26 protein-coding genes and 1 tRNA gene are annotated in these 26874 nt (G+C 63.7%); 19 read left to right on the top strand and 8 right to left on the bottom strand.

Annotation, left to right across the window (positions count from 1 at the left end):
- Positions 1-33: 33 nt before the first annotated feature.
- Entirely contained in the window at positions 34-1701 is a 1668-nt protein-coding gene (gene cydD / locus AC04ME_RS15170) for a thiol reductant ABC exporter subunit CydD (RefSeq protein ID WP_475435815.1), read from the top strand.
- Positions 1698-3365, top strand: coding sequence for a thiol reductant ABC exporter subunit CydC (cydC, locus tag AC04ME_RS15165; protein ID WP_475435813.1), 1668 nt, complete (start codon positions 1698-1700; stop codon positions 3363-3365). Before cydD ends, cydC begins: the two co-directional genes overlap by 4 nt.
- Before the next feature lie 339 nt (positions 3366-3704).
- Here the strand turns inward: cydC and AC04ME_RS15160 are convergent, their stop codons facing one another.
- Complete coding sequence (locus AC04ME_RS15160) at positions 3705-4481, bottom strand: hypothetical protein (RefSeq protein WP_475435811.1); 777 nt, start codon at positions 4479-4481, stop codon at positions 3705-3707.
- Between the two features lie 125 nt (positions 4482-4606).
- Here AC04ME_RS15160 and AC04ME_RS15155 point away from each other — a divergent pair.
- A tRNA-Ser gene (locus AC04ME_RS15155) sits at positions 4607-4697 on the top strand.
- Positions 4698-4760: 63 nt separating this feature from the next.
- Here AC04ME_RS15155 and AC04ME_RS15150 read toward each other — a convergent pair.
- Both AC04ME_RS15150 and AC04ME_RS15145 read right to left on the bottom strand, forming a co-directional pair.
- Positions 4761-5873 carry a tyrosine-type recombinase/integrase gene (locus tag AC04ME_RS15150; protein WP_475435809.1) on the bottom strand — a complete coding sequence of 371 codons (1113 nt, stop codon included), beginning with the start codon at positions 5871-5873 and terminating at the stop codon, positions 4761-4763.
- Positions 5860-6639: a hypothetical protein gene (locus AC04ME_RS15145; RefSeq protein ID WP_475435807.1), complete on the bottom strand. Its 780-nt coding sequence runs from the start codon at positions 6637-6639 to the stop codon at positions 5860-5862. The genes AC04ME_RS15150 and AC04ME_RS15145 overlap by 14 nt, the downstream gene beginning before the upstream one ends.
- A 214-nt stretch (positions 6640-6853) precedes the next feature.
- Between AC04ME_RS15145 and AC04ME_RS15140 the strand changes: the two genes are divergently transcribed.
- The 7 genes from AC04ME_RS15140 to AC04ME_RS15110 all read left to right on the top strand — a co-directional run bounded on the left by AC04ME_RS15140 (position 6854) and on the right by AC04ME_RS15110 (position 11021).
- Positions 6854-7144 (top strand): helix-turn-helix transcriptional regulator, encoded by a 291-nt coding sequence (locus AC04ME_RS15140; protein ID WP_475435914.1) that lies wholly within the window; start codon positions 6854-6856, stop codon positions 7142-7144.
- Between the two features lie 68 nt (positions 7145-7212).
- Positions 7213-7701 carry a hypothetical protein gene (locus AC04ME_RS15135; RefSeq protein WP_475435805.1) on the top strand — a complete coding sequence of 163 codons (489 nt, stop codon included), beginning with the start codon at positions 7213-7215 and terminating at the stop codon, positions 7699-7701.
- Between the two features lie 86 nt (positions 7702-7787).
- On the top strand, positions 7788-8009 hold the full coding sequence (locus tag AC04ME_RS15130) for a hypothetical protein (RefSeq protein WP_475435803.1): 222 nt from the start codon (positions 7788-7790) through the stop codon (positions 8007-8009).
- A complete protein-coding gene (locus AC04ME_RS15125; protein ID WP_475435801.1) occupies positions 8006-8413 on the top strand; it encodes an Lsr2 family DNA-binding protein in 408 nt (135 codons plus the stop codon). The genes AC04ME_RS15130 and AC04ME_RS15125 overlap by 4 nt, the downstream gene beginning before the upstream one ends.
- Positions 8414-8613: 200 nt before the next feature.
- Positions 8614-9471: a helix-turn-helix domain-containing protein gene (locus AC04ME_RS15120; protein WP_475435799.1), complete on the top strand. Its 858-nt coding sequence runs from the start codon at positions 8614-8616 to the stop codon at positions 9469-9471.
- 323 nt (positions 9472-9794) lie between these two features.
- Complete coding sequence (locus AC04ME_RS15115) at positions 9795-10421, top strand: hypothetical protein (protein ID WP_475435797.1); 627 nt, start codon at positions 9795-9797, stop codon at positions 10419-10421.
- Positions 10422-10439: 18 nt separating this feature from the next.
- A complete protein-coding gene (locus tag AC04ME_RS15110; protein WP_475435795.1) occupies positions 10440-11021 on the top strand; it encodes a hypothetical protein in 582 nt (193 codons plus the stop codon).
- A 274-nt stretch (positions 11022-11295) separates the two neighbouring features.
- Here AC04ME_RS15110 and AC04ME_RS15105 read toward each other — a convergent pair whose 3' ends face one another.
- Positions 11296-12063, bottom strand: a complete 768-nt coding sequence (locus AC04ME_RS15105; protein WP_475435793.1) for a hypothetical protein — start codon at positions 12061-12063, stop codon at positions 11296-11298.
- A gap of 99 nt (positions 12064-12162) precedes the next feature.
- Between AC04ME_RS15105 and AC04ME_RS15100 the strand changes: the two genes are divergently transcribed.
- From AC04ME_RS15100 to AC04ME_RS15090, 3 genes are read left to right on the top strand one after another with little or no spacing between them, the layout of a single operon-like run.
- Positions 12163-12633, top strand: a complete 471-nt coding sequence (locus AC04ME_RS15100; protein ID WP_475435791.1) for a hypothetical protein — start codon at positions 12163-12165, stop codon at positions 12631-12633.
- Positions 12626-15325, top strand: coding sequence for a phage tail tape measure protein (locus AC04ME_RS15095; protein ID WP_475435789.1), 2700 nt, complete (start codon positions 12626-12628; stop codon positions 15323-15325). Before AC04ME_RS15100 ends, AC04ME_RS15095 begins: the two co-directional genes overlap by 8 nt.
- 2 nt (positions 15326-15327) lie before the next feature.
- The gene (locus AC04ME_RS15090) at positions 15328-16026 is read left to right on the top strand and encodes a hypothetical protein (protein ID WP_475435787.1); all 699 of its coding nucleotides are present in this window, start codon (positions 15328-15330) and stop codon (positions 16024-16026) included.
- A gap of 605 nt (positions 16027-16631) precedes the next feature.
- Here the strand turns inward: AC04ME_RS15090 and AC04ME_RS15085 are convergent.
- The gene (locus tag AC04ME_RS15085) at positions 16632-17141 is read right to left on the bottom strand and encodes a type II toxin-antitoxin system HicB family antitoxin (protein WP_475435785.1); all 510 of its coding nucleotides are present in this window, start codon (positions 17139-17141) and stop codon (positions 16632-16634) included.
- 9 nt (positions 17142-17150) lie between these two features.
- Positions 17151-17741, bottom strand: a complete 591-nt coding sequence (locus tag AC04ME_RS15080; protein WP_475435783.1) for a hypothetical protein — start codon at positions 17739-17741, stop codon at positions 17151-17153.
- Positions 17742-18424: 683 nt separating this feature from the next.
- Here AC04ME_RS15080 and AC04ME_RS15075 point away from each other — a divergent pair.
- Together AC04ME_RS15075 and AC04ME_RS15070 are read left to right on the top strand one after the other, a co-directional pair.
- Positions 18425-18865 (top strand): helix-turn-helix domain-containing protein, encoded by a 441-nt coding sequence (locus tag AC04ME_RS15075; protein WP_475435781.1) that lies wholly within the window; start codon positions 18425-18427, stop codon positions 18863-18865.
- Positions 18866-18882: 17 nt separating this feature from the next.
- The gene (locus AC04ME_RS15070) at positions 18883-19503 is read left to right on the top strand and encodes a hypothetical protein (protein WP_475435779.1); all 621 of its coding nucleotides are present in this window, start codon (positions 18883-18885) and stop codon (positions 19501-19503) included.
- Between the two features lie 454 nt (positions 19504-19957).
- Here AC04ME_RS15070 and AC04ME_RS15065 read toward each other — a convergent pair whose 3' ends face one another.
- Positions 19958-20866 carry a hypothetical protein gene (locus AC04ME_RS15065; protein WP_475435777.1) on the bottom strand — a complete coding sequence of 303 codons (909 nt, stop codon included), beginning with the start codon at positions 20864-20866 and terminating at the stop codon, positions 19958-19960.
- Positions 20867-20947: 81 nt separating this feature from the next.
- On the opposite strand from AC04ME_RS15065, the gene AC04ME_RS15060 reads away from it, so the two are divergent.
- Both AC04ME_RS15060 and AC04ME_RS15055 read left to right on the top strand, forming a co-directional pair.
- Positions 20948-21130, top strand: a complete 183-nt coding sequence (locus AC04ME_RS15060) for a hypothetical protein (RefSeq protein ID WP_475435775.1) — start codon at positions 20948-20950, stop codon at positions 21128-21130.
- Between the two features lie 26 nt (positions 21131-21156).
- The gene (locus AC04ME_RS15055; RefSeq protein ID WP_475435773.1) at positions 21157-21489 is read left to right on the top strand and encodes a helix-turn-helix domain-containing protein; all 333 of its coding nucleotides are present in this window, start codon (positions 21157-21159) and stop codon (positions 21487-21489) included.
- Positions 21490-21890: 401 nt separating this feature from the next.
- Here AC04ME_RS15055 and AC04ME_RS15050 read toward each other — a convergent pair whose 3' ends face one another.
- Positions 21891-22847 carry a LacI family DNA-binding transcriptional regulator gene (locus AC04ME_RS15050; RefSeq protein ID WP_079113542.1) on the bottom strand — a complete coding sequence of 319 codons (957 nt, stop codon included), beginning with the start codon at positions 22845-22847 and terminating at the stop codon, positions 21891-21893.
- 112 nt (positions 22848-22959) lie between these two features.
- Between AC04ME_RS15050 and AC04ME_RS15045 the strand changes: the two genes are divergently transcribed.
- Together AC04ME_RS15045 and AC04ME_RS15040 are read left to right on the top strand one after the other, a co-directional pair.
- Complete coding sequence (locus AC04ME_RS15045) at positions 22960-24279, top strand: MFS transporter (RefSeq protein WP_079113541.1); 1320 nt, start codon at positions 22960-22962, stop codon at positions 24277-24279.
- A gap of 52 nt (positions 24280-24331) precedes the next feature.
- Positions 24332-26764, top strand: coding sequence for a glycoside hydrolase family 2 protein (locus tag AC04ME_RS15040; RefSeq protein WP_079113540.1), 2433 nt, complete (start codon positions 24332-24334; stop codon positions 26762-26764).
- The last annotated feature ends 110 nt before the right edge of the window (positions 26765-26874 follow it).

The following is a 26874-nucleotide window of genomic DNA, read 5'->3' as shown; positions in this document are numbered from 1 at the left end:
TTCGCTCGTGTCTGTGGCGCGGGAGGTGCGCTCGTGAAGCCGGTCGACATCCGCCTGCTGCGGTATGCGAGTGCCGCGCGCGGATTCCTGCTGCTGTCCGGCGCGATCGGGGTCGTGCAGACGGCGGTCACAGTGGCGTTCGCGTGGATGCTGACGCAGGCCGTCACCGGCGTGCTCGCGGGGCGCGATGTCACGGCATCTCTCCTGTGGCTGCTCGGTCTGGCAGCGCTGCGGGGCGTGCTGATCGCCGCCTCGGATGCCGCCGGCACCCGTGCCGCGGCGAAGACGGGCATGCAGCTGCGGGCTGCGCTGATCGCGGCAGTCGGGCGTCTCGGGCCCGGCTGGCTCGCGCAGCGCAATCAGGCGGGGCTCGCCGTCACGGCGGGGCATGGGCTCGAGGCACTCGACGCGTACTTCGCGCGCTACATCCCGCAGCTGGTGCTCACGGTCATCGCGACGCCGGTGCTGGTGGCGGTCATGTGGTGGCAGGACTGGCCGAGCGGACTCACCGCGATCATCACGCTCCCGCTGATCCCGCTCTTCCTGATCCTGATCGGCATCGCGACCCGCACGGTGCAGCGCACGCAGTGGCAGACGCTGCAGCGACTCGCGGCCCGGTTCGCCGACACGGTGCAGGGTCTCTCGACGCTGCGCCTGTTCGGTCGTGAGCGGCGGGCCGCCGCCCAGATCGAGGCCACGGCCGACGAGTACCGCCGCGAGACCATGAAGGTGCTGCGGTTCTCGTTCCTGTCCGGTTTCGCGATGGAGCTGCTGGCGTCACTCGCCGTGGCGCTCATCGCGGTGGCCGTCGGATTCCGGCTGCTGTCGGGCGACCTGTCGCTCGAGGTCGGGCTGTTCGTGCTGCTGCTCGCCCCCGAGGCCTTCCTGCCGATCCGCCAGGTCGGCGTGCAGTTCCATGCCGCGTCCGAGGGGGTCGCGGCGACGGAGGACGTGTTCGAGGTGCTCGACGCGGCGGAGGCTCGCGTCGTCGGCGTTCACAATTCAGCACGGAACCGTGGCACGGTGCCGGAAGAAGAGCTGAGCGCTGGTTTCGGCCGTGTTCATGCTGAATTGCGAACGGGCAGCGCGCGAGACCTCGTCGTCTCGGGTCTGCGCGTGCGCGATCTGCCGCCCGTCTCGTTCACAGCCGTTCCTGGAACCATCACGCTGATCGAAGGACCGAGCGGCGCGGGCAAGTCGAGTGTGCTTGCGGCCCTGCGCGGCGCCGTCGAGTTCGAGGGCTCGGCTGCGATCGGCGGTGTCGATGTGCGCGAGCTCGCGCCGTCGGAGTGGCTGGCGTGGAGCGGGCAGCGCCCTCAGCTGAGCCGAGGCACGATCGCGGCGAACGTGGCGCTGGGCGATGCGGACCCGGATGGCGACCGCATCCGCCGTGCACTCGACGATGCGTGCGCGCAGGAACTGGATCCGACGTTCGAACTCGGCGTGCAGGGCAGCGGGCTGTCGGGTGGCCAGGCGCAGCGGGTCGCGGTGGCACGGGCGCTGTATCGGCAGGCCGGTCGCCTCGACGCGGTGCTGGCGCTCGACGAGCCGTCCAGCGCGCTGGATCCCGAGACCGAAGCGCGGCTCTGGGCGTCGCTGCGTGCGCGCGCGGATGCCGGCGCGACGGTGCTGCTCGTCTCGCACCGCCGGTCGGCGAGAGACATCTCCGACCACGTCGTGGAGCTGGGGGTGAGCGCATGAGCGCCGACTCCGGTCGCATCCGCGGCATCCTTCGCCTGGCGCAGCCGCCTGTTCGTCGCTTCCTCCCTGGCCTGATCTGGGGCTTCCTCTCGGCTGGTGCCGCGGTCAGCCTGCTCGCGGTCAGCGGCTGGCTGATCGTCAGCGCGTCGATCGTGGATTCGCTCGTACCTCTGTCGATCGCCGTGGTGGGCGTGCGGTTCTTCGCGGTGTCGCGGGCCGTGACGCGCTACCTCGAGCGTCTGAGCGGACACGATGCGGCGCTGCGTCAGCTCGCGTCGACCCGTGCCGACATGGTGCGGCGGTTGACTCCGCTGTCGCCTGCCGGGCTCGGACGCACCGACCACGGACGGGTGCTGTCGGCTCTGGTCGACGACGTCGAGAATCTGCAGAATCTGCCGCTGCGAGTGGTTCAACCGCTCGCGGTGTCGGGGCTCGTGGCGCTCGGCGCGGTGGGGTTCCTCGCGTTCGTGTCGGTGCCCGCGGCTCTCACCCTCGCGGCATGTCTGGTCATCGCGGCCGCTGCGGCGATCGGTCTCGGCTGGTTGTTCGGCTCCCGCGCCGAGGCAGCCGTGTCGAGTCGCCGCGGAGATCTGTCCGCCGCGCTCATCGACTACTTCGGCTCGCTCGACGTGCTGCTCGCCTATGGAGCTGAGCCGCAGGCCCGCGAGCGCGTGCGACAGGCGGATGCCGAGCTGCGTCGCGCCGTGAGCACCGCCTCGCTCGCGCAGGCGATCGCCGCCGGGGTCGTGTCTGCGGTGGCGGGTGCTGCATCGGTGTGGGCACTGGCGGTGGCCGCGCCGGGTCTGCAGACCGGTGCGATCGACGGGCCCTGGCTGGCTGTCGCTGTGCTGGTGCCCATGGTCGTGTTCGAGGTCTTCGGCGCGGTGCCGATCGCGGCGGCATCCTGGCGAAGCGTGCGGTCGAGCGCCGAGCGCATCGTCGACGTGCTGCCCTCCGAGGTGCCGGGCGAACTGCGGTCGGACGACGGCGAGGATGCCGAGATCGTCGGCGTCCCGGCGCTGAGGCTGCGGGGCGTGCAGGCGTGGTGGCCCGGTGGGGCGTCGGCGTTGCGTGGAGTGGATCTCGATCTGCATCCGGGCGAGCGCGTGCTCGTGTCGGGGCCGAGTGGGGCGGGCAAGAGCTCTCTGGCTGCCGCGCTCGTCGGATTCCTGCGGGTCGAGGGCGAGTATTCCGTGGGCGGCATGGATGCTGCGGCGCTGTCGGGTCCCGCGCTCCGCCGCACGATCGGGCTGTGCGAGCAGAGTCCACAGCTGTTCGACGAGGACATCCGGCAGAACCTGCTGTTCGCCCGCGACGATGCGACCGATGATGAGCTGCTCGCCGTGCTCGACCGGGTCGGACTCGGGTCGTGGGTGCGCGAGCGCGGGGGACTGGATGCACGGGTCGGCGACCGGGGCGGCCTCGTGTCGGGCGGTCAGGCGCAGCGCATCGCCCTGGCTCGAGCGCTCCTGCGGGGATTCCCGGTGCTCGTGCTCGACGAGCCGACCGCGGGGGTCGATCCCGACGCATCCGATGCCCTGCTGCGCGACCTGCTTCAGGCGGCGGGGGAGCAGTCGGTGCTGCTGATCTCGCACGTCGCCCCTCCGGCAGGAACCGTCGACCGGGTCGTCAGGTTGGAAGAGGGGCGCACCGTATCGGGGTAGCCGCCGGTCATCCGCGTCCGCGGGGCCGGCCCCGCGGGCTCAGCGTCGCATGACGGGCGCGCCGCGTCGTGGCATCCGTCGTCTCGTGCGGTGTGTGGGTCTCTGCATCTCGAGGTGTGCGCGCTGGCGCGGTGACGATCTCCGAACCTCGTGTCCGTGTGCAGGACGCAGGCACGGATGCCCTCTCGAAATCGGGGTTCCGATCCTGCAGGCGTGCCTCGGTCCTGGAGACGGTACGTGTGGACGGTCCCCGGGGTGGCGGTTCGGGGGGTGGCGCGGTGCGGCTCGGTCGGTGAGCGAGGAGCGCAGCGACGAGACGAAACGCGGTGAGCGTCCCCGTCAGATGCTCAGGTCGGCCCGGGGCTCCATCACGATGCCCTGGGCTTCGAAGACGCGGCGGCGCTCTTCGATGCGGCGGTGCAGCTCGACCTGCGCGTCGTCGACGAGCTGCGGGTCGAGCTCGACCGTCGCGGGGTGCGGGTCGCCGTGGTTCGCCTCGATGTAGGCATCGAGCTCGGGGCCGGACGTCCACGACGTGATCAGGGCGTAGCGCGGAGTCGTGCCGCGGTGCCAGACCGCATGCCAGAAGCGCTGCGTGTCGACGATGATGCGCGAGCCCTCGCGCAGCGGCAGGCGGATCTCGGTCGCCGGGTCGAACCGATCGGAGCGCAGGAGCAGCAGCGAGTCGGTGTCGTCGGAGAGGTTGTAGTAGCCGCGCACGACCCAGCCGGTGCCGTCTTCGTTGAGGCGGTTGTTGTCGTCCTGGTGCAGGTTGTAGACGGCGTCGGCGTATTCGTTGGGCTGCAGCTCGATGACGCGGCAGCGGCCGACTCCGGCACCGGGTTCGAGGGCGCGGCGCTGCAGGGTCGGCGCGATAGCGACCTGCGACTCGACCCACACGCCGTCTTTATCGGTGCGAGGAGGGGTGTGGTTCCAGAATCCGTTGCATTCGATCGCGCCGGCATAGCTCGCGAGCGGGGCGAAGCGCGTGACGCCCGACGAGCGCCACCCGATGTACTCGAGATCGAGCCACTCGGCGGGGTCGGATGCCTGGTCGTGGTCGTCGAGCACGACGTAGCCGGTCTCTGCCAGCGCCTCTGACCTGATGAAGCCCATTGCGTCCCCTCCGTGCCTGATTCCTTAGGTCATCCTAACCAGGGGAGATGGCGGCCGACCGAGGCGCGGCCGGGGAAAACCCCGTCGATTCGCGCCGTGGCCCGGGTTGTCGTAAGCTAGTCCGCGGTGACGTGTCCGAGCGGCCGAAGGTGCAACTCTCGAAAAGTTGTGTAGGGTAACCCCCTACCGTGGGTTCAAATCCCACCGTCACCGCCATTTAGGAATAGCCCCGCTTCCCTTTGTTTCATTGGGAGAGCGGGGCTTTTTCTTTGCCCAAATTCAGTCCGTGGACACGTCTTTGGACACATTCACTTTGGAACGGGCTCGATCGAGTGCGACCGCCACTGAGTTGAGGTCGTCGTCGAACAGGTCGCTATACACGTCCAGGGTCATGGCCGCCGAAGCGTGCCCGAGCATCCGCTGCACGGCTTTTACGTTCGCCCCTGCGGACACCGCGAGTGATGCTGCAGTGTGGCGCAGACTGTGCGGCGTCACGCGAGGAAACTTCGGATCTTCGGCCTGAGCCCGCTTCACGGACGCCGCGAACCAGCCGTCACGAGAGTTGGGCAGGCGAAGGTGATCGAACCCGTCTCCGAAGATCAGCGAGTCGAGCGAGGGTCGAGACGCGACGATCGAGTGCAGGCGATCGGCGATGAACTCGGGGTACGGCACCCAGCGGAACTCATGCGTCTTGGGTGTACCTACATGGATGTTCGATCCGACCATCACGGCGTTCTCTTCGACCGCCAGACGCCGCCTGACGACATCGACATGCCGAACCCTCAGCGCGGTCGCCTCACCCCACCGCAGTCCCGTATAGGCCAGCACATCGACTAGCAGGGCATGCTGACGGGCAGACGCCGCCAGCAATGCAGCCTGATCATGGGAAAGGTAGGTCTTGCTCGACTTCCCCTTGCGGGGCAGATTCACACCGCGCGCCGGATTGGACGGCAGGCGCCGGTCCTTCACGGCCACGTCGAGGATGCCGGCCAGCACGCCGTAGATGCGCAGCACCGATGATGCGGACAGCTTGCCGGTGAGCTCAGTCACCCAGACCTGAACGTCACTGTGTTTGATCTCCCCGATGCGTCGTCGCCCCCAGTGCGGTTCTACGTGCAGTCGCCAGGCGCTTTCGACGGGCCTCAGGGCAGACGGCTTGAGATGAGACTGCCCCTTGAGCCATTCAGCGCCCAGAGCTGCGATCGTCGCTTTGCTGTCTGCCGGGTCGATGAACGTGCCCTGGGACTTCGACATCTCAATGCTGTGCAGGAACTCGCGGGCATCGCGCTTGGTAGTGAACCCCCGCTTGGACGTCTGCTTGCGATCAGGTGTTCGGTAGCGCACCCGGTAGAGCGTCTTGCCACGCGCGGTGTACGGCTCAATCGTTGCCATGAGTAGATCCGACTGGCGTCAGGTCTCCATAGACCTGCGCCACCTTCTCTTGGTTTCGTTGGATTGCCTCGAGAGCGGCATCTCGCGAGGCGAAGGTGTCTTCGATCTCTTGTCCGTTGATTCGCACCTTCACCGCTCCCGTTTCGATTCTCCAGAGGTCAACCCAAACGTCGGGGCTGCCGTCTGGCGAAGAAAGCGTCAGAGATTCGAAGCCGGAGGAATCAACCTCAGTTGTTGCTGCGCTTCCCGGGGCGCGTGCCACTAGAACTTGGCCCGCCTCGCGCGCCTTGGAAATGAGTCGAGTCGCCGTGCTCTGGCTGATTCCTAGCTTCTCCGCGACCGTCCGAAGCGGAGGCAGCCCAACGATCGTGGCAATGCGGTAGATCCGAGCAGCGATCGATACATGCTCAGGTTGCGCTCGGCCATCGACCGTTGCGATCCGCCGCATGAAGGTCAGTCCCCACTTGCTTGAGATCATGCCCCGACGCGGATCGCTGAACCACACCACTCCGAGAGCGCTCTGCTGGATGATCTCCTGAACACGGATCTCGCGCAGCAGAGCACCAGTGATCTCTTCAGTGGGGGCGGGGCCACGGCGCGCCGCGACTCGATCGACTAGGTATCTCCCCGCTTCGTCACTGAAGACCACATCGATCTCCACCGTGGCCTCGGAATCTTGGATGGACGTGGTCGCGCGGAAGCTCTCGGCTACCCAAAGGTCATCGCCCAGATCGAGCGGGTCGGAGGTCATCTTCACAGACGTCATGCGCCTAGTATCCCACTCGGCGAGGTCGGCATGCCTGACTGGCTCTTGCAAGACTGGCTCAAATCATGTACTCTCACAAATGAGCCAGATAAGCACGCATGGCTCAGACAAACTCAATCTCTCGCCGGCCCCCTGAGCCACAGGGCGCGTACGGAGAGACGACAACTAAAAATCGCCGTATTGAGTACCCGTTCGCACTGGCCGCTTGGCAGGCGTGGTGATCGCGGGGCTGCGGACAACAAAACAAAAGACTTCGGGCTCACCGACCGGTGAAGCCCAAATCAGCGAACGAAGAAAGGAGAGCTCCATGGATGAGCTTCTAACCCCGGAGCAGCTTGCGGAGTACCTGCAGGTTTCAACGGCAGCGCTGGCGAACGATCGCTACCTGGGCAAAGGCCCGCGCTTCATCAAGCTCGGCGGCAAGGTCCGATACCGGCGAGCAGACGTTCTCGCTCATCTCGACGAGAACGTTCACACGCGCACCGACATGCGCGTTGCAGTCTGACCAAAAAAGAAGGCCCAGCCCGGGGGCAACCGGGTCTGAGCCAAAGCCACATTCGAAGGGATCGAAAAATGACTACTCATACGAGTATCGCAGAAGCCACAGACAATCGCACCTTGTTGGATGTGGGGGTGGGGAGTACAGCGGCAACTCCACCCCCAACAAGCCGCGACGAGGGCTGGGAGGAGCATGCGGCGGCCTTCCTCGCCAGCCACCCGGAGATCTCGGCAGCCGTCCCCAGGTGGGCGGAAGAGGTCGGCTTCTCTGAGATCGATAGTGAAGTCGAGGGGACGATCTTCTCGTTCTCCCACTCGATCGGCAACGTGGAGCTGTACGGGGTCGGGCAACTGCATAACGGGTTGTTGCAAATCTTCGAAGGGGGCAGGCCGAGCGTGTATCTGCCATCCGAGATCGACAGCCAGAAGGTCTCGGACGTGGCGCAGACGATGCTCGATCTCGCTCGCGATCTCATCTCCGCAGCAGGGTTGTTGCGTGCCGAACCAAAAGTGTTGCGCCGGCCCGTTGAGGTCGACGACGAACTGCAGCGGCTGGACATCTGATGGCCTGCCGATTTGGTTGGTGCGAGACGCCGACCGATCTCCACATCGAAGACCCGACCAATCACACGCGTGAGGTTGGTCACGGCATGCTTTTGGCCGTGAACGTTGAGGGTCAACCGATCTCCAATTGGATGCCCGACTGGTCTGAATGGTGGATCAACCGGCCCGACGAGATCGACACCGAGTATGCGTCGGTGGCTGATATGTTGCGCAACCTCAGTCAGACGTTTCGTGCGTTCCGTGACGCTCTGGCTTCCGACCCGGAGTTTGCTGCAGAGGTCGCGGCAATGAAGGAGCGGGAGCGGTGACCGCGCTCGAGATGAATCCGAATCCGGGTGCAGTCCGAGCCTGGGCAGTGAAGAACGGCATCCCGATCAGCAAGACCGGGAAGATCGCTCGACACGTCCGGGACTGCTACGTCGAAGCGAACCCGACAGCAGTCCTCCAGCAGAGCTCGGAGCTACAGGTGCGGAACTCGCGCCCGGATCTCTTCGCCCTCGCGGACGACATGGCAGAGGCCGAGCTGATCCGCACGGGCCGGCTGAGTTTCAGTCCGCCCGTGGGTGAAGTGCAGTTCGAGGAGCCGCGGTCGCTCGCTGAGTGGCTGCGCATTCGTGACGAGCTCGCCGCTGCGATCGCGGAGCATTCGAACCCTCGCGAGGCAGCCGAAGCACTTCTTGTCCATGGGTGGATGAAGACCGCTGCTGCGTGACGCACCACTAGACCCGGTGCCCCTGATCCCGGCCCGATCAGGGGCACCGTTCCACTTCCAACTGAACAATCACAACCCCGAAAGGGGGACCACATGACCGAGAACGTGAAGGAGACCGCTGCACAGAAGCGGATGAGGGAGTTTCGAGAAGCACAAGCCCGGCTCGCAGCGAATCGGCAGCGAGCGAAAGGGGGCGAGGCGTGGCCAGAACCGATGGATTCGTCAAGATTCCGAATTGGCTGATCGACGACAGCGACTTCTCGCTCTACGAGCTGGCGGTGTACGCGGTGTTGCTGAGGTTCCGTGACCCGAAGACCGGGACGTGCTTTCCGGGCATGACGACCATCGCTGACAGGGCTCGGATCTCGCGCAAGAGCGTGGAGCGCGCGATCCCGAAACTCGAGGCACGGGGAATGATCCGGGTGCAAAGGAGAAGCACCCTCAAGGAGAACAAGCCCAACGTCTACACGGTGGCTTTGGCGAACGAAACACCTGAGTTCATCTGGGCGGAAAGCGCACGCGGGCGTCGGGTTCCTAAGCGCGTCAAAACCACAGACTCCGAGTCGCTGGATCGGGACGAGAGCGAGGTGCCCACAGACTCCGAGTCTGTGGGCACAGACTCCGAGTCGCTACCCCCACAGACTCCGAGTCGCCCTAAGAAGATCCACCTTAAGAAGATCCAAGAACAAGATGTAACACCCACTTTCGTTGAAAGCGGGTCAGAGCGCTTCACCTTCGATCTTCCAGAGCAAGACAAGGCCACCGAGAAGCAGGTGGCTTACCTCAAGGATCTCGCCATCCACCTGTCATACGGATCTGGTGGCGGTGTACCTGACGACCTGCAACTGCAGCGGTGGCGAAAGCTCACGCGCGACCAAGCAGACCACCAGATCGGCGGCTACCTGAAAGCGCTCGGGAGACCCGACGACATCGTGTACCCGGAGTTCGGAGATCCCGAATACGAAGCGCTCAGCGACGCCGGCAAAGAGTTCGCGGAGTCGGGCGGTGATCCCGCGAGCGTCTTCGACTACGGGTTCCTGCGAGGAGTAAACGAATGAATCGACCGATCAACATCTCGCCCGCCACATGCGAAACCTGCTGGCCGTGGGTCCGATGGTTCCGCACCAACTCGGGCGCGTGGGTACGGCAAGAGCAACACGAACCACACTGCAGCGTGTTCCCGCGCATACAGAGATCGGAGATGACATGACCATCCGAACCGCCGTCCTATGCGACACCTGCGACGCAGTATTCGCACCCGACGAACGACAACCAAAAGGCGGGCTCACCCAGCAAGCACACAACGACGGCTGGACCTCAACCCTCACCAACGGACGCTGGACCAACCAGTGCCCCGACCACACAGACAAAGGAGAAGCCAATGGCACTCACCCTTCTTGAGAACAACATCGACAGCGTGCGTAACCGCGCAACACCCATCAAGGACGGCCTGAACGCCGTGCTCGACAAGGTGCGCAACGACGGGCGGCTCACACCGCAGGCAAAGCGTCAGGAGATCGCACGGCACTACCTCGCCGCGAAACAGAAGCTGGACGGTCTGCTCGACGAKGAACGGGCGATTACGGCGAAGCAGCGCGACAACGTGGAACGCGACCTCTTCGGACAGCGCGACACCGGACCAGCCGGCGTCGTTGCCTACCGTGACGCACAGGACCGGGCCTTGCGCCTCGGACCCGCCGACGAAGACCACGCCCTCGCACTCCTCATCAGCGCACGACACAGCGGCGACGACACGCTCGCTACCGCGGTTCTCTCCCGAGCCCTGCACTTCGGATGGTCCGGCGTCATCAGCACCTACACGGACAACTACCCCGAGCAGCGTGAACGCCTCGAAGACCTCACCAACATCAACCACTGGACCAAACAGCAGGAATCGGACGGCTTCAACGGATACGGCGCCATCTACTCCGTCGCCCCTCCCCGAGAAGTCAGCGGCGGGATCAACGACGCCGGCATCCAGAAGATCGCAAGCGGCGACAACGCCTAACCAACACAAGGAGACACCATGACCTTCAGCGACGGAAGCAACGTCAACATCCGATCCACCGACAGCGAGAACCTTGTCGGAGTAGCCATGCGCATCAAGGAACTGCGCGACTCGAACAATCACGCAAGCCGTGAACACACCCGTGCGGTCGACGCGATCAACAACGACCCTTCCCTCAGTGACCACGGCAAGAAGGAACGCATCGACGCACTCGAGGCCGATCGCACCACCCAGCGTCGCAATGCAATGGACCAGGAAAAGCAGATCATCACGAACAAGATCGGAGAACTCGAGCGGCGACTCGACGGATTCGTGGGCTGGTCGAGCGAAAACATCATGGCGTTCAGGGACGCGCAGGACCGTGCTGAGAACATCGACGACCCCGACAAGGCAGCGACCGTCATGGCCCGAGCCATCCGCACCAACGACAAGACTCTCGCGCACGCTCTCTACCGACGCGCGGTCGACCAGCGATGGGACGACGCATCACGCGCATTCGCAGCAGACAACCCCGCTGTCGCACAGCTAGTGAACGACGTGCAGAAGCTTCAGCAGCTTCACGACAACAGCTTCAACCGGGCTGTCTCGTACATGGGTTGAGGCAATGCGATGAGGGCTCTGCGCACACGCGTGGAGCCTTCTCGCATACCCAGGGGGAGGGAGGGGGTAGGCGTGTCGCTTCCGGGTCTCTGGGTGATGCCGTCCTCCCTCCCCGACATTTTTTCCACACGGGGAACACCTTCAGCCCTCTCGCTGGCGAAGAAAAAAAGATCAGAGAGAGACCATCCCAAGACCCAGAGACCTACAGGGCATGGGCCTAGGGCCATCCCTCCCCTGGTCTGCGACTGGTGATCTGGCGCCTCCGCCACGACACCTATGCGGGTCGAGGGTCGAAGACGATCGTTCCGGTTCCGGATTCCGAATCCCAAACGAGACGGACCTCGAAGATGTCGCCCTGGAATGGGATGGTCGCCACTCGCCCTTCTGCATTGGGGTCGAAGAGGACATCGAAGCCGAACTCGTCCGACTGGGCGACGAGGGCGTTGACGCGGATCGGGCCGACGTAATAGGGCCGATGAACAACGTCAGAGCTGATCGCTTGATTAAGGATCGAGGACAAGGCGTGTTCCGCGACCGCGCCTGCTGCTCGGACGAGGTATTCGCTCATCTTGCCTGCTGGTCCCTGGTGGAGCTTGATGGATTCGAGCTCAGTGTTTATGTGCAGGCTGAGGTGAGAGGACGATTCGTTTGCGAAGTCTCGGACGAATCGTTCCCACGTCATCACGCCTTGAGGGAGTCGGATGGCGGGTTCGTTCAACCATTCGAGTAGGGGGACGGTCCGGACAGCATCTTTGGGGCTGCAGGGGATGGGGCCGATCTGCAGGGTGATGGGCCCGCGAAGTTCGGTGACCGCGGGCAAACCCACGTCGGGGAGCTCAAGGTTGAAGGCGTTTGAGAGCCGCAACGCGAGGCGGTCGCCCTTTCCCATGCCCAGGATCGTCCTGTTCAGCGCGGCGACGGTGTAGATGTCGATCGCGTTGCCCTGGTCGAAGCGGTCGAGTGCTTCGGTCAAGCGCTGCAGCACGCTGGGAGCGGCATCCAGCATCTCCTGCGGGGTTCTCTGGCGGACGCGTGAGCTCATCCCCTGAGGCTAGCGGCGAGCCGTTCGAGCGCGCCCGACATTCATAACTAACCCATAACAGACCGGCGCCACCGAGCGTCGAAAGACAAGGAGAAGGACATGACTGATCTGAAAGAGCTGATCGAACGCCAGAAGCGTTGGAACGAGGTGTTGGTTGCCGAGGCTCACGAGTACTACGAGTCGGTGGGGCCGGTTGAGGTTGAGACGGTTTTCGGTGAGCGACCTGTCACGTTTCGAGTTCCGTTCATCCACCCAACGGCGTTCAACGATGTCGCTGACCAGTTCCCGCCGCGTGCTGGGGTTGCTGTCGATTCGACGCTGTGGTTCAACCTCGCGGCGGTGGCTCGGAACTATCCGGGGGTGACGCTGGTCGTCGACGGCGAGGAAGACGACCTGTTCCGGGTGCGGAATAAGGAGGCCGTCTACGTGTGGCCGGAGCTGTACGACGAGATGCCGCCGGAGGATCAGCAGAACTTCCGGATGGCGGTGTGGTCGCTCAACATCTGGGAGCCGCAGCAGCGGCGGAATGCGATTAAGGCGCGCGAGGCAGAGGGGGTCGAGAATGGCTGATCGCAAGGTAAAGGTGACGCTTTCGGCGGTGGTTTCGGACTTTGAGAAGGGGATGCGGGCCGCGGCGCAGGCAACCCACGAGGTGGGAACGGAAGCCGAGAAGCTGGCGCAGCAGAAGCAGGCGTTTCAGCAGCTCGGTGCGACTGGGCTGACGATGGGGGCGGTGCTGTCGGCGAGTCTTGCTCTGGCTACGAAGGCGTCTATGGATTTCGACGCTCAGATGTCGAACGTCGGGGCGGCTACGCATGAGACTGCCGAGAATATGGATCTGCTGCGGCAGGCGGCTCTGGACGCGGGCGAGTCGACAGTGTTCTCTGCGACGGAGTCGGCGGCGGCGATTGAGGAGATGGCGAAGGCTGGTGTTTCGACTGCAGACATTCTCAACGGGGGTCTGCGGGGTGCGCTCGACCTGGCGGCGGCTGGCGGTCTTGACGTGGCTTCGGCGGCGGGCATCGCGGCCACGTCGCTGAAGCAGTTCAACCTTGAGGGTTCGGACATGGCTCACGTGGCGGATCTCCTTGCAGCGGGTGCGGGCAAGGCGATGGGTGATGTCTCTGATCTCTCGGAGGCTTTGAATCAGTCCGCACTTGTGGCGAAGCAGACGGGGCTTTCGATCGAGGAGACGACGGCGGGGCTGTCGGCGTTCGCGGCAGCGGGTCTGCTGGGTTCTGATGCCGGAACCAGCTTCAAGACGCTGTTGCAGTCCCTTACTCCTAGCTCGTCGGCGGCGGCTGAGGCGATGAAGGAATACAACCTCGAGGCGTATGACGCTCAGGGCAATTTCGTTGGTCTATCGGAGTACGCCGGCAAGCTCAAGGAGGGCCTGTCGGGGCTGAGTGTCGAACAGCAGAACGCGACTCTGAAGACGATCTTTGGCGCTGACGCTGTTCGTGCTGCGACCGTGCTTTATCAGCAGGGTTCTGAGGGCATTGATGAGTGGACGGAAGCTGTTGACGACCAGGGGTATGCGGCGTCCACGGCGGCTATGCGGCTCGACAACCTCAAGGGTGACGTGGAAGCACTCGGTGGTGCTTTCGAGACCGCTCTGATCGACACGGGGTCAACGGCGAATGACACGCTGCGCACGATGGTGCAGGCGCTTACGGGGCTGATCGGTATTTACAACGACCTTCCCGGACCCGTGCAGGGGTCAGTGATGGCGCTGGGCGGTGCAGCGGCGGCTGTCGCTCTCACGGGTGGGGCCGCGTTCCTGGCGGTTCCGAAGTGGCTCGAGTTCAAAGCGACGGTGGAAGCATCCACCTGGACGATGAAGGGCATTGGGTTCGCTGCGGGTGGTGCGGCTGCTGTCTTGAGTGGCTTGTTCCTTGTTGTCGGGGAGCTCGCGGCTAGTCATCAGCGTGCGGAGCAGAAGGCACAGTCCTACGCGGACACTCTCGCCGATGGGACTCACAAAGTCACCGATGCCACTCGAGAGATGATCGCGACCAACCTGACCGCGGATCAGTCGTTCCTTTGGGCATCTCAGGGTTCGCTCGCTGATAACGCGGAGACGTTAGGGCTGTCGATCTCGACGGTGACCGATGCAATCTCGGGGAACGTGGAGGCGCTCGAGGAGGTGCAGACGGCGCTGCAGAAGGGCATCGACGAGGGTTACAAGCCTTCGAAGGACGCGAACCTTGAGATGTATGACGCGGCTGTTCTGTTGCAGAGCGGTCTTGAGGGCGAGATTGGCGCACTGGACAAGGCGACGGATAAGGCTCGTCAGTCTGAGGAGGCGACGAAGGGTAGCGCGGAGGCGGCAGGTACGGCGGCTGAGGCGTACCAGGCAGAAGCTGACAGCATCAACGATCTGAACTCGCAGCTCACGGATCTCATCAACCAGATCAACAGCGCGAACGGCGTTGCTGTGGATGCGATCACCGCGAATGCCAACTATCTGTCGGCGCTCGATGGTCTCGGTGCTCAGGCGGAGAAGCTGGGTGTGTCGCTAGACGAGTCGAGTGTGTCGGGTTCGGCGAATGCTGCGGCGATGGGTGAGCTCGCGGAGAAGGCTCGTGCCGCTGCGGAGGCTCAGTTCGAGCAGGATCTTGCAACGATGTCCGCTGACGATGCAGCGAAGAAGTGGAACGGTACTCTCGCGGCGCAGCGGCAGGCGTTCATCGACTCAGCAATCGCAGCGGGTTACAACGCCGATGAAGTGCAGGCGCTCGCAGATCGGATCTTCCAGATGCCGCCCGAGAAGCAGATCGACATGTTGGTGGAGACGGCTCAGGCGCAGTCTCAGATCGATAAGTTCGTGACGCTCAACAACGGCAAACGCGTGAGAGTTCTCGTCGACGTGGAGGGCAACCAGTCGTTCACGGTGGGAAGCAAGACCGTCTCTGCGTTCGCTTCTGGCGGGCGCGTTGCAGGCCCGGGTACTACGACGTCGGATTCGATCCCTGCTCGTCTGTCTCACGGTGAGTACGTCCTGGATGCTTCGGATGTCGACCGTGCTGGTGGCCCTGATGCGATTGATGCATGGCGGGCGGGCAATGACGCGGCTTGGGTTCCGACCAGTCGCTACATCGCATCGCCCGACCACGGCCAGTCGGCAGCTCAATCGCAGGCTGTCGCGCCGCGTTTCGACGTGGTGGTGCAGTCGAAGGGTGGCGTGGATCTTCTGCAGTACGTGGACGTTCGCATCGAACAGTCGAACGACAACTTGGGTTCCAAGATGAAGGGGTTCTGATAGTGGCTGAAGACTTGAATCGCAAGTTTGAAAAACAGCTCGAGAAGCTGAGCAAGGACGTTGCCCGGTTGCAGCGCACCAATCCGCTCGAGTCTGCGTCGGTGACGTCGGGTCGAGTTCGATTCATCGGCGGCCTGCTCCGGGTTGATTCCGGGGGTCGGGTCGAGATCGATGGAACGTTCGTCGGCGCGGGTGGGATGACGTGGACAGGGACGGTCACGCTTGAATCGACCTTCACGCAGAACGGCCCTTGGTTCCTCAACGGCCCCGGCACCATTTCCGGGAACGTCACTCAGACCGGAAACACAAACCAGCAGGGCAACGTGGCGTTGGCAGGAGGCGGGAAGTTGACCGCTGGCAACGTGACGGTCGAACCAAACAAGGTCACGGTGGGCACTGCCCCGAACGCCGCCGTACTGCAGAACGGTGAGCTGGCACTGTCGAATGGCGCGAAGGTTGCAGTCGGGTTGACGGGCGGCTCGTCGAGCATCGGGTTGCTCCCGGGCGGGTCTGCCGACATTTCCGTGAACACGCTCACCGCGTGGTTGCGCGCTACCGGATCAACGATCTCCGTGACGACTGCTCAAGCGAGCATCTCGGCGCCGAACATCTTCATGGCGAACCTGCCAACGGGTGCGCCTGCCGGCGCTAAGGCGGTTCTTGTTGATCCTTCTAACGGGAAGCTCTACCGTGCGGCCTGAGCGATGTCCGACGCAGCTGATTTGATAGCCTCACCGACCGGAAGGGGCCTCATGTTCAATGAGGAGTACGACGATATTCGTAAAGCCATCGGAAACGCTCAAGAACAGACGCTGCAGCTCGCAGTCAGTCTTAATGGTGTGAACCCGAGCCAGGGTGGCCCTGGACTAACACCCGAGCAGACTCACCAAGCGATCGGGTCTCTCACCGCGGAGGTCCACAACCTCGCCTTCGCGTTCGGGAACTTAGTCGACATCCTCGACCAGAATTCGAGAACGACCCAGCCGCCTAGCTAGACGAAGCCCCGGGTCTCGCATCAACATGATGTGGGACTCGGGGCTCCTTCAAAGCGGCGTAACTATCCGTCTGGGGGCAACGGAAAAGCTTCAAGTCTGCGCGGGGTCCCCGACAGGTTCGATCCCATCCGCGGTGTAGAACGCAACCTGGCCATTGTTGGACAGCACCCCGTAGATGACCTTGCCGTCGTCAACCCGCCTGCGTTCGATCACACGCCCAGGGCCGCCTGCGCCGATGGGGGTCACACTGGCGCCAACCGAGTATCTCGCATCTTCCATACACCTGACTCTGGCGGTAAATGCTCGCCACATCAAGGCCGCTCGTTGCCCCCAGGAAGGTGGTAGTCGGACCGTGAACCGAACCGAAAGTGTCGATAGGTCGCCTTCGGAACAAGCCGGCGACCATCGGCCCGCTTCCTCAATAGTTCAGCGATGAGGTCTGCATCCTCCGCCCGCATCCCCGCGTTCAGCGCACGCGCGCGTAGGTGCTCGGATGAGATGCCCGACCAACGCTGCGGCTCGTTCATCAGGTCTGCCTTGAGCTTTTCCTTCTCCATCCAATGGAGACGGTTGCCGTACCCGCGAGCCTTCCCGGCTAAGTGCTCAACGATCTCGTCAACACCGTTCGGCAACGGCTCCGACCGCCAAAGATCGAGAAGAATCTCAAACGCGTCGACCGGCATGCTCAAGGTGATCGAGATGTAGTCGCGAGCCATGTCGGGGATCTCATCCCGTGTGCGAGCTTGTGTCACGCCGTCGAGTTCGGGGATCCGAACTAGCCAGAACTTGCCGTCGCGCTCTGTGGTCACGTCGTAGATCATGCCGCGATCCTACGTCGCCGTTCGGACGTCAGTCAGACCGAGCTTCGGGTGCCCCATCCAGTCGTGACCGGTGATCACGAGCTGGGGAAACTGCTGGATGTAGTGCTCAGCAACTCTCTTGTTCTGAGCGCGGATGTCGACTTGATAGTCGGCCAGGCCGATCAGCCAGTGTGCGACCGAGGCACGGAGGGCTCGAGCACTCGTAGCACCAAACGCCCGCCCGTGATTGGCCAACGAGATGCGGCACCTGCTCCTGAAGAGGACGTCAAGCGACGAGCGCCCGTCCGGTGCGATCATCACGAGCCGGTTCGGGTCCAGAAGCCGCCAAGCGACATGAACGGCAACCATCGCGATGCTGAGGACTGGGAGAGCCACGATCACCGCGAGGACCAGCAGTACTACCTCCGCAGCGCCGAGAAGGGCGAGGATCGCAGCCTCGAGCACCAGCAGTGCGAGCGCCCCGATCATGACCCAGCGCCAGAGCTGGAACTTCCAAAGGGCCAGTACGAGCATCGCGCCGCCCATCTTGACCAGCAGCCAGGCATCACCCCAGGACGCCTCGCGAATACCACTCGGGCGGCTGTCGGGAAGTCGGCTCACGTCGGACACTGTATGAGATTTGACGTGTGGATGGATGATTTCTCGGAGCTTTTTGCCGCCACTACTCAACCGACATGGCGTTACCCCACACCCAGCAGCGGAACGTCTGATCGCCTGCTCGGAACTCGATCCCCGCAGCAAGCGGAGTCGATCGCACGACCCTGGCGCCAACGCGGATCGGCTCGGCACCAAACCTCACCCAAGCCCGGACTCGACGCTGTGCCGCGTGCGGGTAGATGGTCACTGGTGTCTCACGTAGCCCGAGCTCTCGATCCGAAAGTGACTGTAACGGCCCGTGTTTCGCCGCGGAGAGGATCGCCTGGTGCTGTGCCTGCATGTCGTAGTACGGGGCTAGTCGCTTGCTTGTCCCCATGCCGGCACCTCGTCCTCCAGCGTGATTCGATACTAGCAAACTTTCGAAGATATGTTCCATATCTCGAGCGCGCCAGACTGGGGCGAACCGACGACTTAGGGGGTTACACTTAATGTGAAACCCTGCTAGAAAAGTAGTGCCAGTACCAGAACATCCAATCAAGCAATCAAGCAACCACTCAAGCAACCACTCAAGCAACCACTCAAGCAACCACTCAAGCAACCACTCAAGCAACCACTCAAGCAACCACTCAAGCAACCACTCAAGCAACCATCGAAGAGACCAGAGAGTCCGGACTGAGAGCAGTCATATGGGACAGATAACACTTACACCAACGACCGTTGTCGACGACGAGATCCAGGACGAAGCCCGCGAGGCCGTCCGCGTTCTCCAGGATGCCGAGCCCGAGCGCTTCGTGATCCGGACGAACATCGGCGAGATTACACTGCCTGCTGATCTGTCATCCTTCCTGATGGGAGTGGTTCAGCGTGCAGCTACTGGCGACGCGATCGCCATCCAGAGCCTTCCCGAGGAGCTGACGACGACCACCGCCGCGCAGCGACTTGGGGTGTCGCGCCCCACTCTGATGAAGATGATCAAGCGAGGCGAGCTTGAAGCATACAAAGTGGGAAGCCACACGCGCGTTAAGACATCGACGGTGATCGAGTACGCGCGTGGGCGACAGGACGCTCGCAGGGCAGCACTGAGTGAGATGATCCGCACGGGCTATGAGTTCAGCGATGAGGACTAACCGCTAAAGTTCTTTCCATGGTTCCCTTGGTGTTCGTCGATGCAGATGTCCTGTACTCGACGACCCTTCGTGGATGGCTGTTCAACCTCGCGCACGGCAAGTCATTGAATGTTCCTTCCTTCGAGTTGGTCGTGACCGAGGATGTCATCGCTGAGACGGTCGCGAAGTGGCGCGATGGTCACCCGACTGCACCGGGCGGCGTGCTCACCACACTCAGCAACAACCTGCGCACTCTTTGTACAGTCCTCGAGGACTACGACTGCGAGATGGACTTCCCCGGCGATGACGACGGAGATATTCACGTCTTTGCGGCGGCGGTGACGGCGAAGGTCGGCTACCTCGTAACCAAGGACAACGGCTTTCATGACCTGCCAAGCGAGGTCAAGGACGAGCTCGAGTTTGAGATCTATCACCCCGACGATTTTTTTCTCTTGGTGGATGCTCAGAACCACAGCAACGTTCTAGAAGCTACGCGAGAGAACATGCGTCACCATCTGTCCCGGGGACAGGATGACCTTGGCATGGTGGAGATGTTGCGCCGAAACGAGTGCCCGAAGTTCGCGGATATCGTGGAGCAACACTTGATCGTCCTTACGGGGACTGCTGCGATAACTGCGAACGCGGCGCGTGCGCGGTAGCGCTCTCCCTATGGCTGATACATGAGCGGTGACTTCTGGGGTGTCGTGGCTGGCTGGGCGCTTTGGGAACCATCGCGGCGTCTACAGTCGCCCTTTTCGCCTACGTCGCCGGTCGGTCTGCTCAAGGTGGGGTAAAGCAAGAGCTTCTTCGATTCGGCAGCATGTCGATCCAACCCGCGATGCTGAGTCATGGTCGTTCGAGCAATGTGGATCGAAGGTGACGTTTCGCAACGCCACTCAATCCACTGCGGTCGTGGAGCGCGTAGTGGGGGATACGTCCCCCTTACTCAGCATTTCAGCTACCCGGTGGCAGTGCCCCCGTTAGCAGGGTTCGAGATTATCGTGCATCGCATTCTCGGCGGTCCAGCAGTCGCTGGCCTCACGATCGAGGGGACGGATGATGTCGGGCACCGTCACTCGAGGGCGTAACACCTCTGACCCTATGAGCCGGAGCTTAATCCGGCTGTCGCTTCTCGGCGCCAAGCAAGCCAGCGCTTTCGGGAAGCGGGCGGTCTGCCAGTTCCCGGAGGCGCTGGGCCATGTCCTGTGAGAGCTTCGCCGGCGCTAGCCGAATGCGTGCGATTGCGTTCGGGACGATCTTCACGAAGTCGAGGTACATCTCGCGTAGCCGCAGGTAGTCGTCTGCGAGCGAGGGCGTACCTGCATCGACCAACCAGTGAAGAAAGGCAATCGACTCCGCTTCGATATCCGTCCAACGCTGAAGCCTCTTTGCGTAGCGGTCTCCGTCCCTGGCCTGCTGCACCCACCACGGGTCGCCATCGCGCGCGACTTGTTGCTTCCACACATCATCATCCGCCCGACGTTGCGACAGGAGCTCGAGTGCGGGCCTCGGATTCAACCGGCAGAGTGCTCGAAGAACCAAGAGTGTCGTCGGCCACGGCACATAAAGCGCGTCGTCGTGAAACGCGTCCTCATGTCCTGTCAGTTGCTCTTCGGGAAGCTCGGCCAGCCGTGCAAGCTCGCTCACATCTCGAATCACCAGGACGCCTTCTACTCCCGTGTAGTAGATCTCAGCGACACTCGGATGTAGGTACGTTTCGAACAACAGCACAGCGGCTTCACGGTAACCAGTCGGCGGTCGATGGTTCTCGGCCTTGCGCCACGTCTCGAGCATCCTCTGATAGTCGTCTCGGAGTTCCCACGGCACCTTTGCCCTGGCGATCGGCACCCACTCCGACTTGCCACGCATGTCCCTAGCGACATACTGGATGCGAATACGTTGCGCTTTGTCGGGCACGACGTCGATCTCCACACGATGCGCTGACTTCGTTGTCGGATCGACGTAAAGCCAGTCGGTTCCCTCGTCTTCGGGAGTCACGCGGCGTTCGTAAGTGAGAGCCATGGAGGCCAGCTTGGCACCGAACCTAGCGTGGGGGAATGGACGACCAGTCGCTCTGCGCTGTACGCGGCTATGCATCCCCGCATGAAGGTCTACGAGGCGATTGCGCAGCGAGACGGCAAGTTCTGGTTTGTTCAGATCCCCGAGCTCGATCTGTTCACGCAAGCGCGCACGGCGGACGAGATCGACAGCATGGCGCGCGACGTCATCTCGATCACGCTAGAGGTTCCACCCGACTCGTTCGAGGTTCTTGTCAGCGCCCGCTGACTCAATTTTTGAGTATCGTGCGGTGAATGGACTTCAAGGATGCAGTCGCAGGGGCGGTCAGGGCGGAGCTGGCCCGAGCGAACAGGAAACCGGCCGACCTCGCGGATGCTTTGGGTGTGAGCCGGCCCACTGTCGCGGGCCGCTTGTCCGGCGCCTACCCATTCACCATTCCGGAGCTCGACAAGGTGGCCGCACTTCTTGGCCTCACGACTCAGGACATCATGCTGTCCGCGGCGCTCACCGAACGGTTCGGGACGAGCCGAGTTGATGCAATCACCCCGCTCGAGAAACCGCGACAAGATGCGTGGGCTCAGCCAGCGCGCTCTCGACAGCGTGGACACGCCCGTGGACACAAATGAAGCCGAGATCCCCTGATCGAACAGGGCCGTTGCAGGTGCGCTTTCCCCGTGAAATCAACTAAGAAGCGACATCTGCTCGACATTGCGCGGAGCCACATTAGGGTTCAAATCCCACCGTCACCGCCACCACGAAGGCCCCGACTCCCTGGAAGCACAGGGATTGCGGGGCCTTCGTCATGTGCGGAGTGCTGGCAGCGGTAACCCAGCGATGGCCGTCTTGCTGCGCACGCTCAGACGGCTGATCGAGTGGTGAACAGCTTGATCCGATGCTGATACGGATCGCGGAGGTACAGGAACAGCGCATTGCTGATGCCGTGCCGGCCGAGGTCACGATCGATCTCGTCTCCGAAGCCGAGATCTTCGGCGACGTCGGCCGCGTGCAGAAGAGCCGTCCCTCGGCGTCAGGCGGAGTCCCCCGGTACGACGGTGAGGACGACTGGGTCGGTCGGGCGGGCAGGACGAGCGGATCCGGAGACTCGGCTCACGACGTCCCGGATCATTCTGTCCATGGCGGGCGCTGCCTCGACCTTGATCGTGGTGAGGCGTGGCGCCACGAGCGTCCCGATCCGCGTCGCGTCCATGCCCATCAGCGCGACATCTTCGGGAACCCGACGGCCGAGTTCGCGCGCTGCGCCGAGAAGGGCGATGGCCACGTCGTCGTTGTAGCAGGCGATGGCTGTTCCGAGAGGCAGAGTCCGAAGCAGGGAGACCGCCTCGTCGAGCTCGAGCGGAAGCCGGATCGACGTCGGCGCGTCGATTCCGTGCGCGAGGCAGTAGTCGGCGAGCCCCTGTTCCCGAGCGTCGCCGAAGACATCGAGGCGGGCATCTCGGAGGTGCGCGTAGACGAGGTGCCTGTGTCCTTTCGATGCCAGGTACTCGCCCTGGAGCTGGCCGATGCGGTGGTTCTCATCGCGACCGCCCTCCGCGTGCAGGTCGATGAGGGTGATTCCGGCGGCATCGATGGATTCACGCTCCGCGGCTGTGGGAGCGACGAACGGCGCGATGACGGCGCGCGGTCGCACGGTGGTGATGAAGTGCTCGAGCAGCTCCACCGGCGAGCTTGCGAAGCGCAGCACGAGGATCAGTCCCGCGCGAGCGAGCTCTTCGGTGAGAAAGTCGACGAAGTCCTGCAGGTTGGTGCCGAAGGTGGTGTTCGGGACCAGGGCGATGACGACATCGCTCGTGCCTGTCGCGAGAGTGCGAGCCGCCGCCGAGGGGTGATAGTTCATGGCCGCGGCGGTCTCCTCGACCCGTCGGATGGTATCCGCTGAGAAGCGACCGCGACCGTTGAGGATCTGACTGACAGCGGGGCGGGAGACCCCCGCTGCGCGCGCGACGTCGTCGCTGGTCACTGTCATCGGGGCCCCTCCGGTGTCGTCTGCACCAGTGTAGTTGACGCGCGTAATCAGATGGTGTTCACTCGGTGATAACGCGCGTTAGCGCAGTCCCTCACAATGACGTGGAGATCAAATGACCAGCAACATCCATCCGGAAACCGGCCCCTTCGAAGCAACCGTTCCCGGAGCTGCCGTCCGCCCCGATGCCCTCCTCGAGCCGTCGGAAGGCCCGCAGCGGATGAGCCGGTGGCTGTGGGTCATCTACCCCCTTGCACTGATCAGCGTCAACGTCGTGTGGGGTGGAGTGCTCCAGGTCATGCTGGGCAGACAGGTCGCGGAGCTCCTCGGGGAGACGACCGCGGCGGCAGGCGTGCTGGGTCTCGTGATCAGCGCAGGGGCCATCTCGAGTCTGGTCGCGCAGCCGCTTCTCGGACTGCTCTCCGACAAGACGAGCAGCCGCTTCCTGGGGCGTCGCAACATCTGGATTCTCGGATCCGCCATCGCTGCGACCATCGCCCTACTGGTGACGGCCAGCAGCCCGAGCCCGGTTGTGCTCGCCATCACCTGGGCGATCGCAATGTGGCCCCTCAGCGGGTTGCAGGCCGCGCTGACCGCCGTGCTGCCCGAGCGCGTGCCCGTCCGCAATCGCGGCACCATGTCGGGGCTGGTCGGCGCCTCTTCGATCCTCGGCGCCTTCGGCGGTATCGCGATCGCCGGCCTGACGACGAGTCTGTTCGTCGGATATGTAGGCATCGCCGCCGTCATGCTCGTCTTCGGAACCATCTTCGCGCTCACGACCAAGGATTACGTGCCGTCCCTCGCGGGCTCCGGTGCATCCAAGGCGGAGCGTCGCGCCGCCTCCCGTTTCCCCAGCTTCCGCAGCGCACCGGACTTCTGGTGGACATTCGTCGGGCGGTTCCTCATCGTCTTCGGGTACAACTTCATGTCCGGCATGCAGCTCTACATCCTTGCCGACTACATCGGCGTCGGCACGGTCACCGAGGCGGCCGCGGTTCTCGTCGCCGTCCAGGGTGTGAGCACCCTCGCTTTGCTGGTGTTCTCGATCGTCGGCGGGTGGCTGTCGGACCGATTCGGACGAGTCCGGGTGTTCGTCGCGCTGTCGAGCCTGCTCTTCGCACCGGGCGCACTCGTCTACCTCCTGGCTCCCACGCTGACCGGCGCGTTCGTCGCGAGCGGGATCCTTGGTGTCGCGTTCGGTGTGTACCTCGCAGTCGACCAGGCCCTGATCACGCGCGTTCTGCCGAACATGAACAACGCCGCACGCGACCTGGGCGTGATGAACGTCGCCAACGCGGGACCGCAGGTGATCGCCCCTGCCCTCGCCGGGGCGCTCGTCGCCGCGACAGGGCTCTATCAGCCGCTGTTCATCGTGACCATCGTCGCCGTGATCCTCGGGGCGATCAGCGTCCGCTTCATCAAGGGTGTCCGGTGACGACCGACACGCGCTCTTCTCAATCCCTGGCACACAATCAGAAAGCACCGGCATGATACGCACACCCTTCAACAACGACTGGACCGTCGGGCCCAAGGGCTCGATCTTCGACGCCTTCACCGGTGGGGCTGCCAAGACGGCGGTGACCCTGCCGCACGACGGTCTCCGCGATATGCCGCGTTCGGCGAGCAGCCCCAACGGAAGCCACACCGGGTATCACCCCAGTGCACATCTGGAATACAGCAAGACCTTCGACGTGCCCGCAGAGTGGCGTGACAAAAGCGTGGTCCTCGATATCGAAGGGGCATATCGCGACGCCGTCGTCTACGTCAACGGCGACTTCGCCGCCCAGCGCCCGAACGGGTATGCAGGTTTCGCCGTCTCGCTCGATCCTTTTCTCCGTTTCGGCGAGTCGAACACGATCAGCGTGGAGGTCCGCACTCACGAAGACAGCCGCTGGTACACCGGGGCCGGCTTGTATCGCGACGTCTGGCTCGTCGCCACCGCCCCTGTGCACATCCCGCTCGACGGCGTGCGGATCACCACTCCTGTGATCGACCCCGACCTCGCATCCGTGGTCACGACCGTCGAGGTCGTCAACAAGACCCGCCACACCCGCACCGTGCGGGTGGAGACGGAGATCCACGGCGATTCCGGTGATCTGCTCAGCCTGCAGACGGCACCCCTCACCGTGCTTCCCGGCACGACGGGGCTGGTGCACCTGCGCCACTACCTCGCGGAGCCGGTGCTGTGGGACGTCGACGGTCCTCGCCTTCATGTCGCGCGCACCCGGATTCATGAGAGGGGCGCAGTTCTCGATGAGGACGAGTCGGTGTTCGGCATCCGTTCCGTGACCGTCGACCCCATTCACGGACTGCGGATCAACGGGCGCTCTGTGAAGCTCCGCGGGGGGTGCATTCATCACGACAACGGGCCGCTCGGCAGCGCCGCACACCCGCGCGCAGAAGAACGCCGCGTCGAGCTGCTCAAGGCCGCTGGCTACAACGCGATCCGCAGCTCTCACAACAGCATCAGCCGTGCGTTCCTCGACGCCTGCGATCGCCACGGCCTCCTCGTCTGGGACGAGACCTCCGACGTGTGGACGAAGACCAAGACAGCGTTCGACTACTCGCTCGATTTCCCCGAGTGGTGGGAACGGGATGTCGAATCGATGGTCGCGAAGGACTTCAACCACCCGAGCGTCATCATGTACTCGATCGGCAACGAGATCTTCGAGACCGGCAGTCCGATCGGATCCACCTGGGGTCGCGCTCTCGCCGAGAAGGTCCGTTCTCTCGACAGCACCCGGCTCGTCACGAACGCCATCAATGGCATGGTCTCGGCAATCGACGTCCTTGCAGCACATGCCGCCTCGGGCGACGGTGATACCGCCTCGACGAGCGTCAACGCATTCATGGCTTCGATGGAGGACATGGGGAACACTCTCGGTGCATCAGAGCTGGTCTCCGAGCGAATCGAGGAGGCGCAGTCCCAGCTCGATGTCAGCGGTGTCAACTACGCCGAAGCTCGCTATGTCATCGACGCGGAGCGGCACCCCAACCGGATCGTGGTCGGGTCTGAGACCTACCCCCGCGCTCTCGACAGGATCTGGCCGCTCGTCGAGCAGCACCCGACCGTGATCGGGGACTTCGCATGGACGGCCTGGGACTATATCGGCGAGGCGGGTCTCGGGAGAGCGATCTACGCGGATGACCCCGATGCGCCGCAAGGGCCGAGCTCGCCCTTTCCTTGGCTTCTCGCCCAGTCCGGAACCATCGACATCCTCGGGAACAGGCGCCCCATCTCGTTCTGGCGAGAGACGGTCTGGGGGCTGCGAAGCGAGCCGTACATCGCGGTTCATCGTCCTGAGAACCACGACCGTGAGGTGTTCATCGGCGGTTGGTCCTGGGACGATGTCGTCAGCAGCTGGAGCTGGGACGTGCCCGCCGGATTCCCGGTCGTGGTCGATGTGTACAGCGATGCGGAGGAGATCGTACTCCAGCGCGACGGAATCACGGTCGGCCGTGCGCAGGTAGGCGTGCACAAAGCCTTCATCGCAAGGTTCGAGACCGAGTATCGCCCAGGGGAGCTCACGGCGATCGCCATTCGAGATGGGCAGGATGTCGGCGTCAGCAGTCTGCGCACGCGCCAAGACGACGTCCGTCTCGCTCTCGCTGCCGATCGTGCAGACCTGCGCGCCGACGGTTCCGATCTCGCGTACATAGCCATCGAGCTCGCCGATCGCGGAGGAACCCTGGCGACCGACGCCGCTGCCGTCGTCTCGGTGGAGATCGAGGGGCCGGCGGTCCTCGCGGCATTCGCGAACGCGCAGCCGGACTCGATCGAAGAGTTCAGGGCCGTGACCCGCACCACCTATGACGGACGGGCGTTGGCGATCATCCGTCCGATCGGTCCAGGATCGATCACCGTTCGCGCCACCGCGGCGGGTCTCGACGCGCAGCAGGTGGATCTCGTAGCGCGCTGACCGGGGTGGCGGTCGGCGGAGGAGCCGACCGCCACCCAGGACGGGGTGGGCGAGTTGACCCTCTCGAAGCGGTGATGCTCACACCGCCGCAGCTCTCCATCGAGTCGTCC

The sequence above is a fragment of the Microbacterium sp. LjRoot205 genome (assembly GCF_056175745.1).
This window is presented reverse-complemented; position numbering and strand designations above follow the sequence as displayed.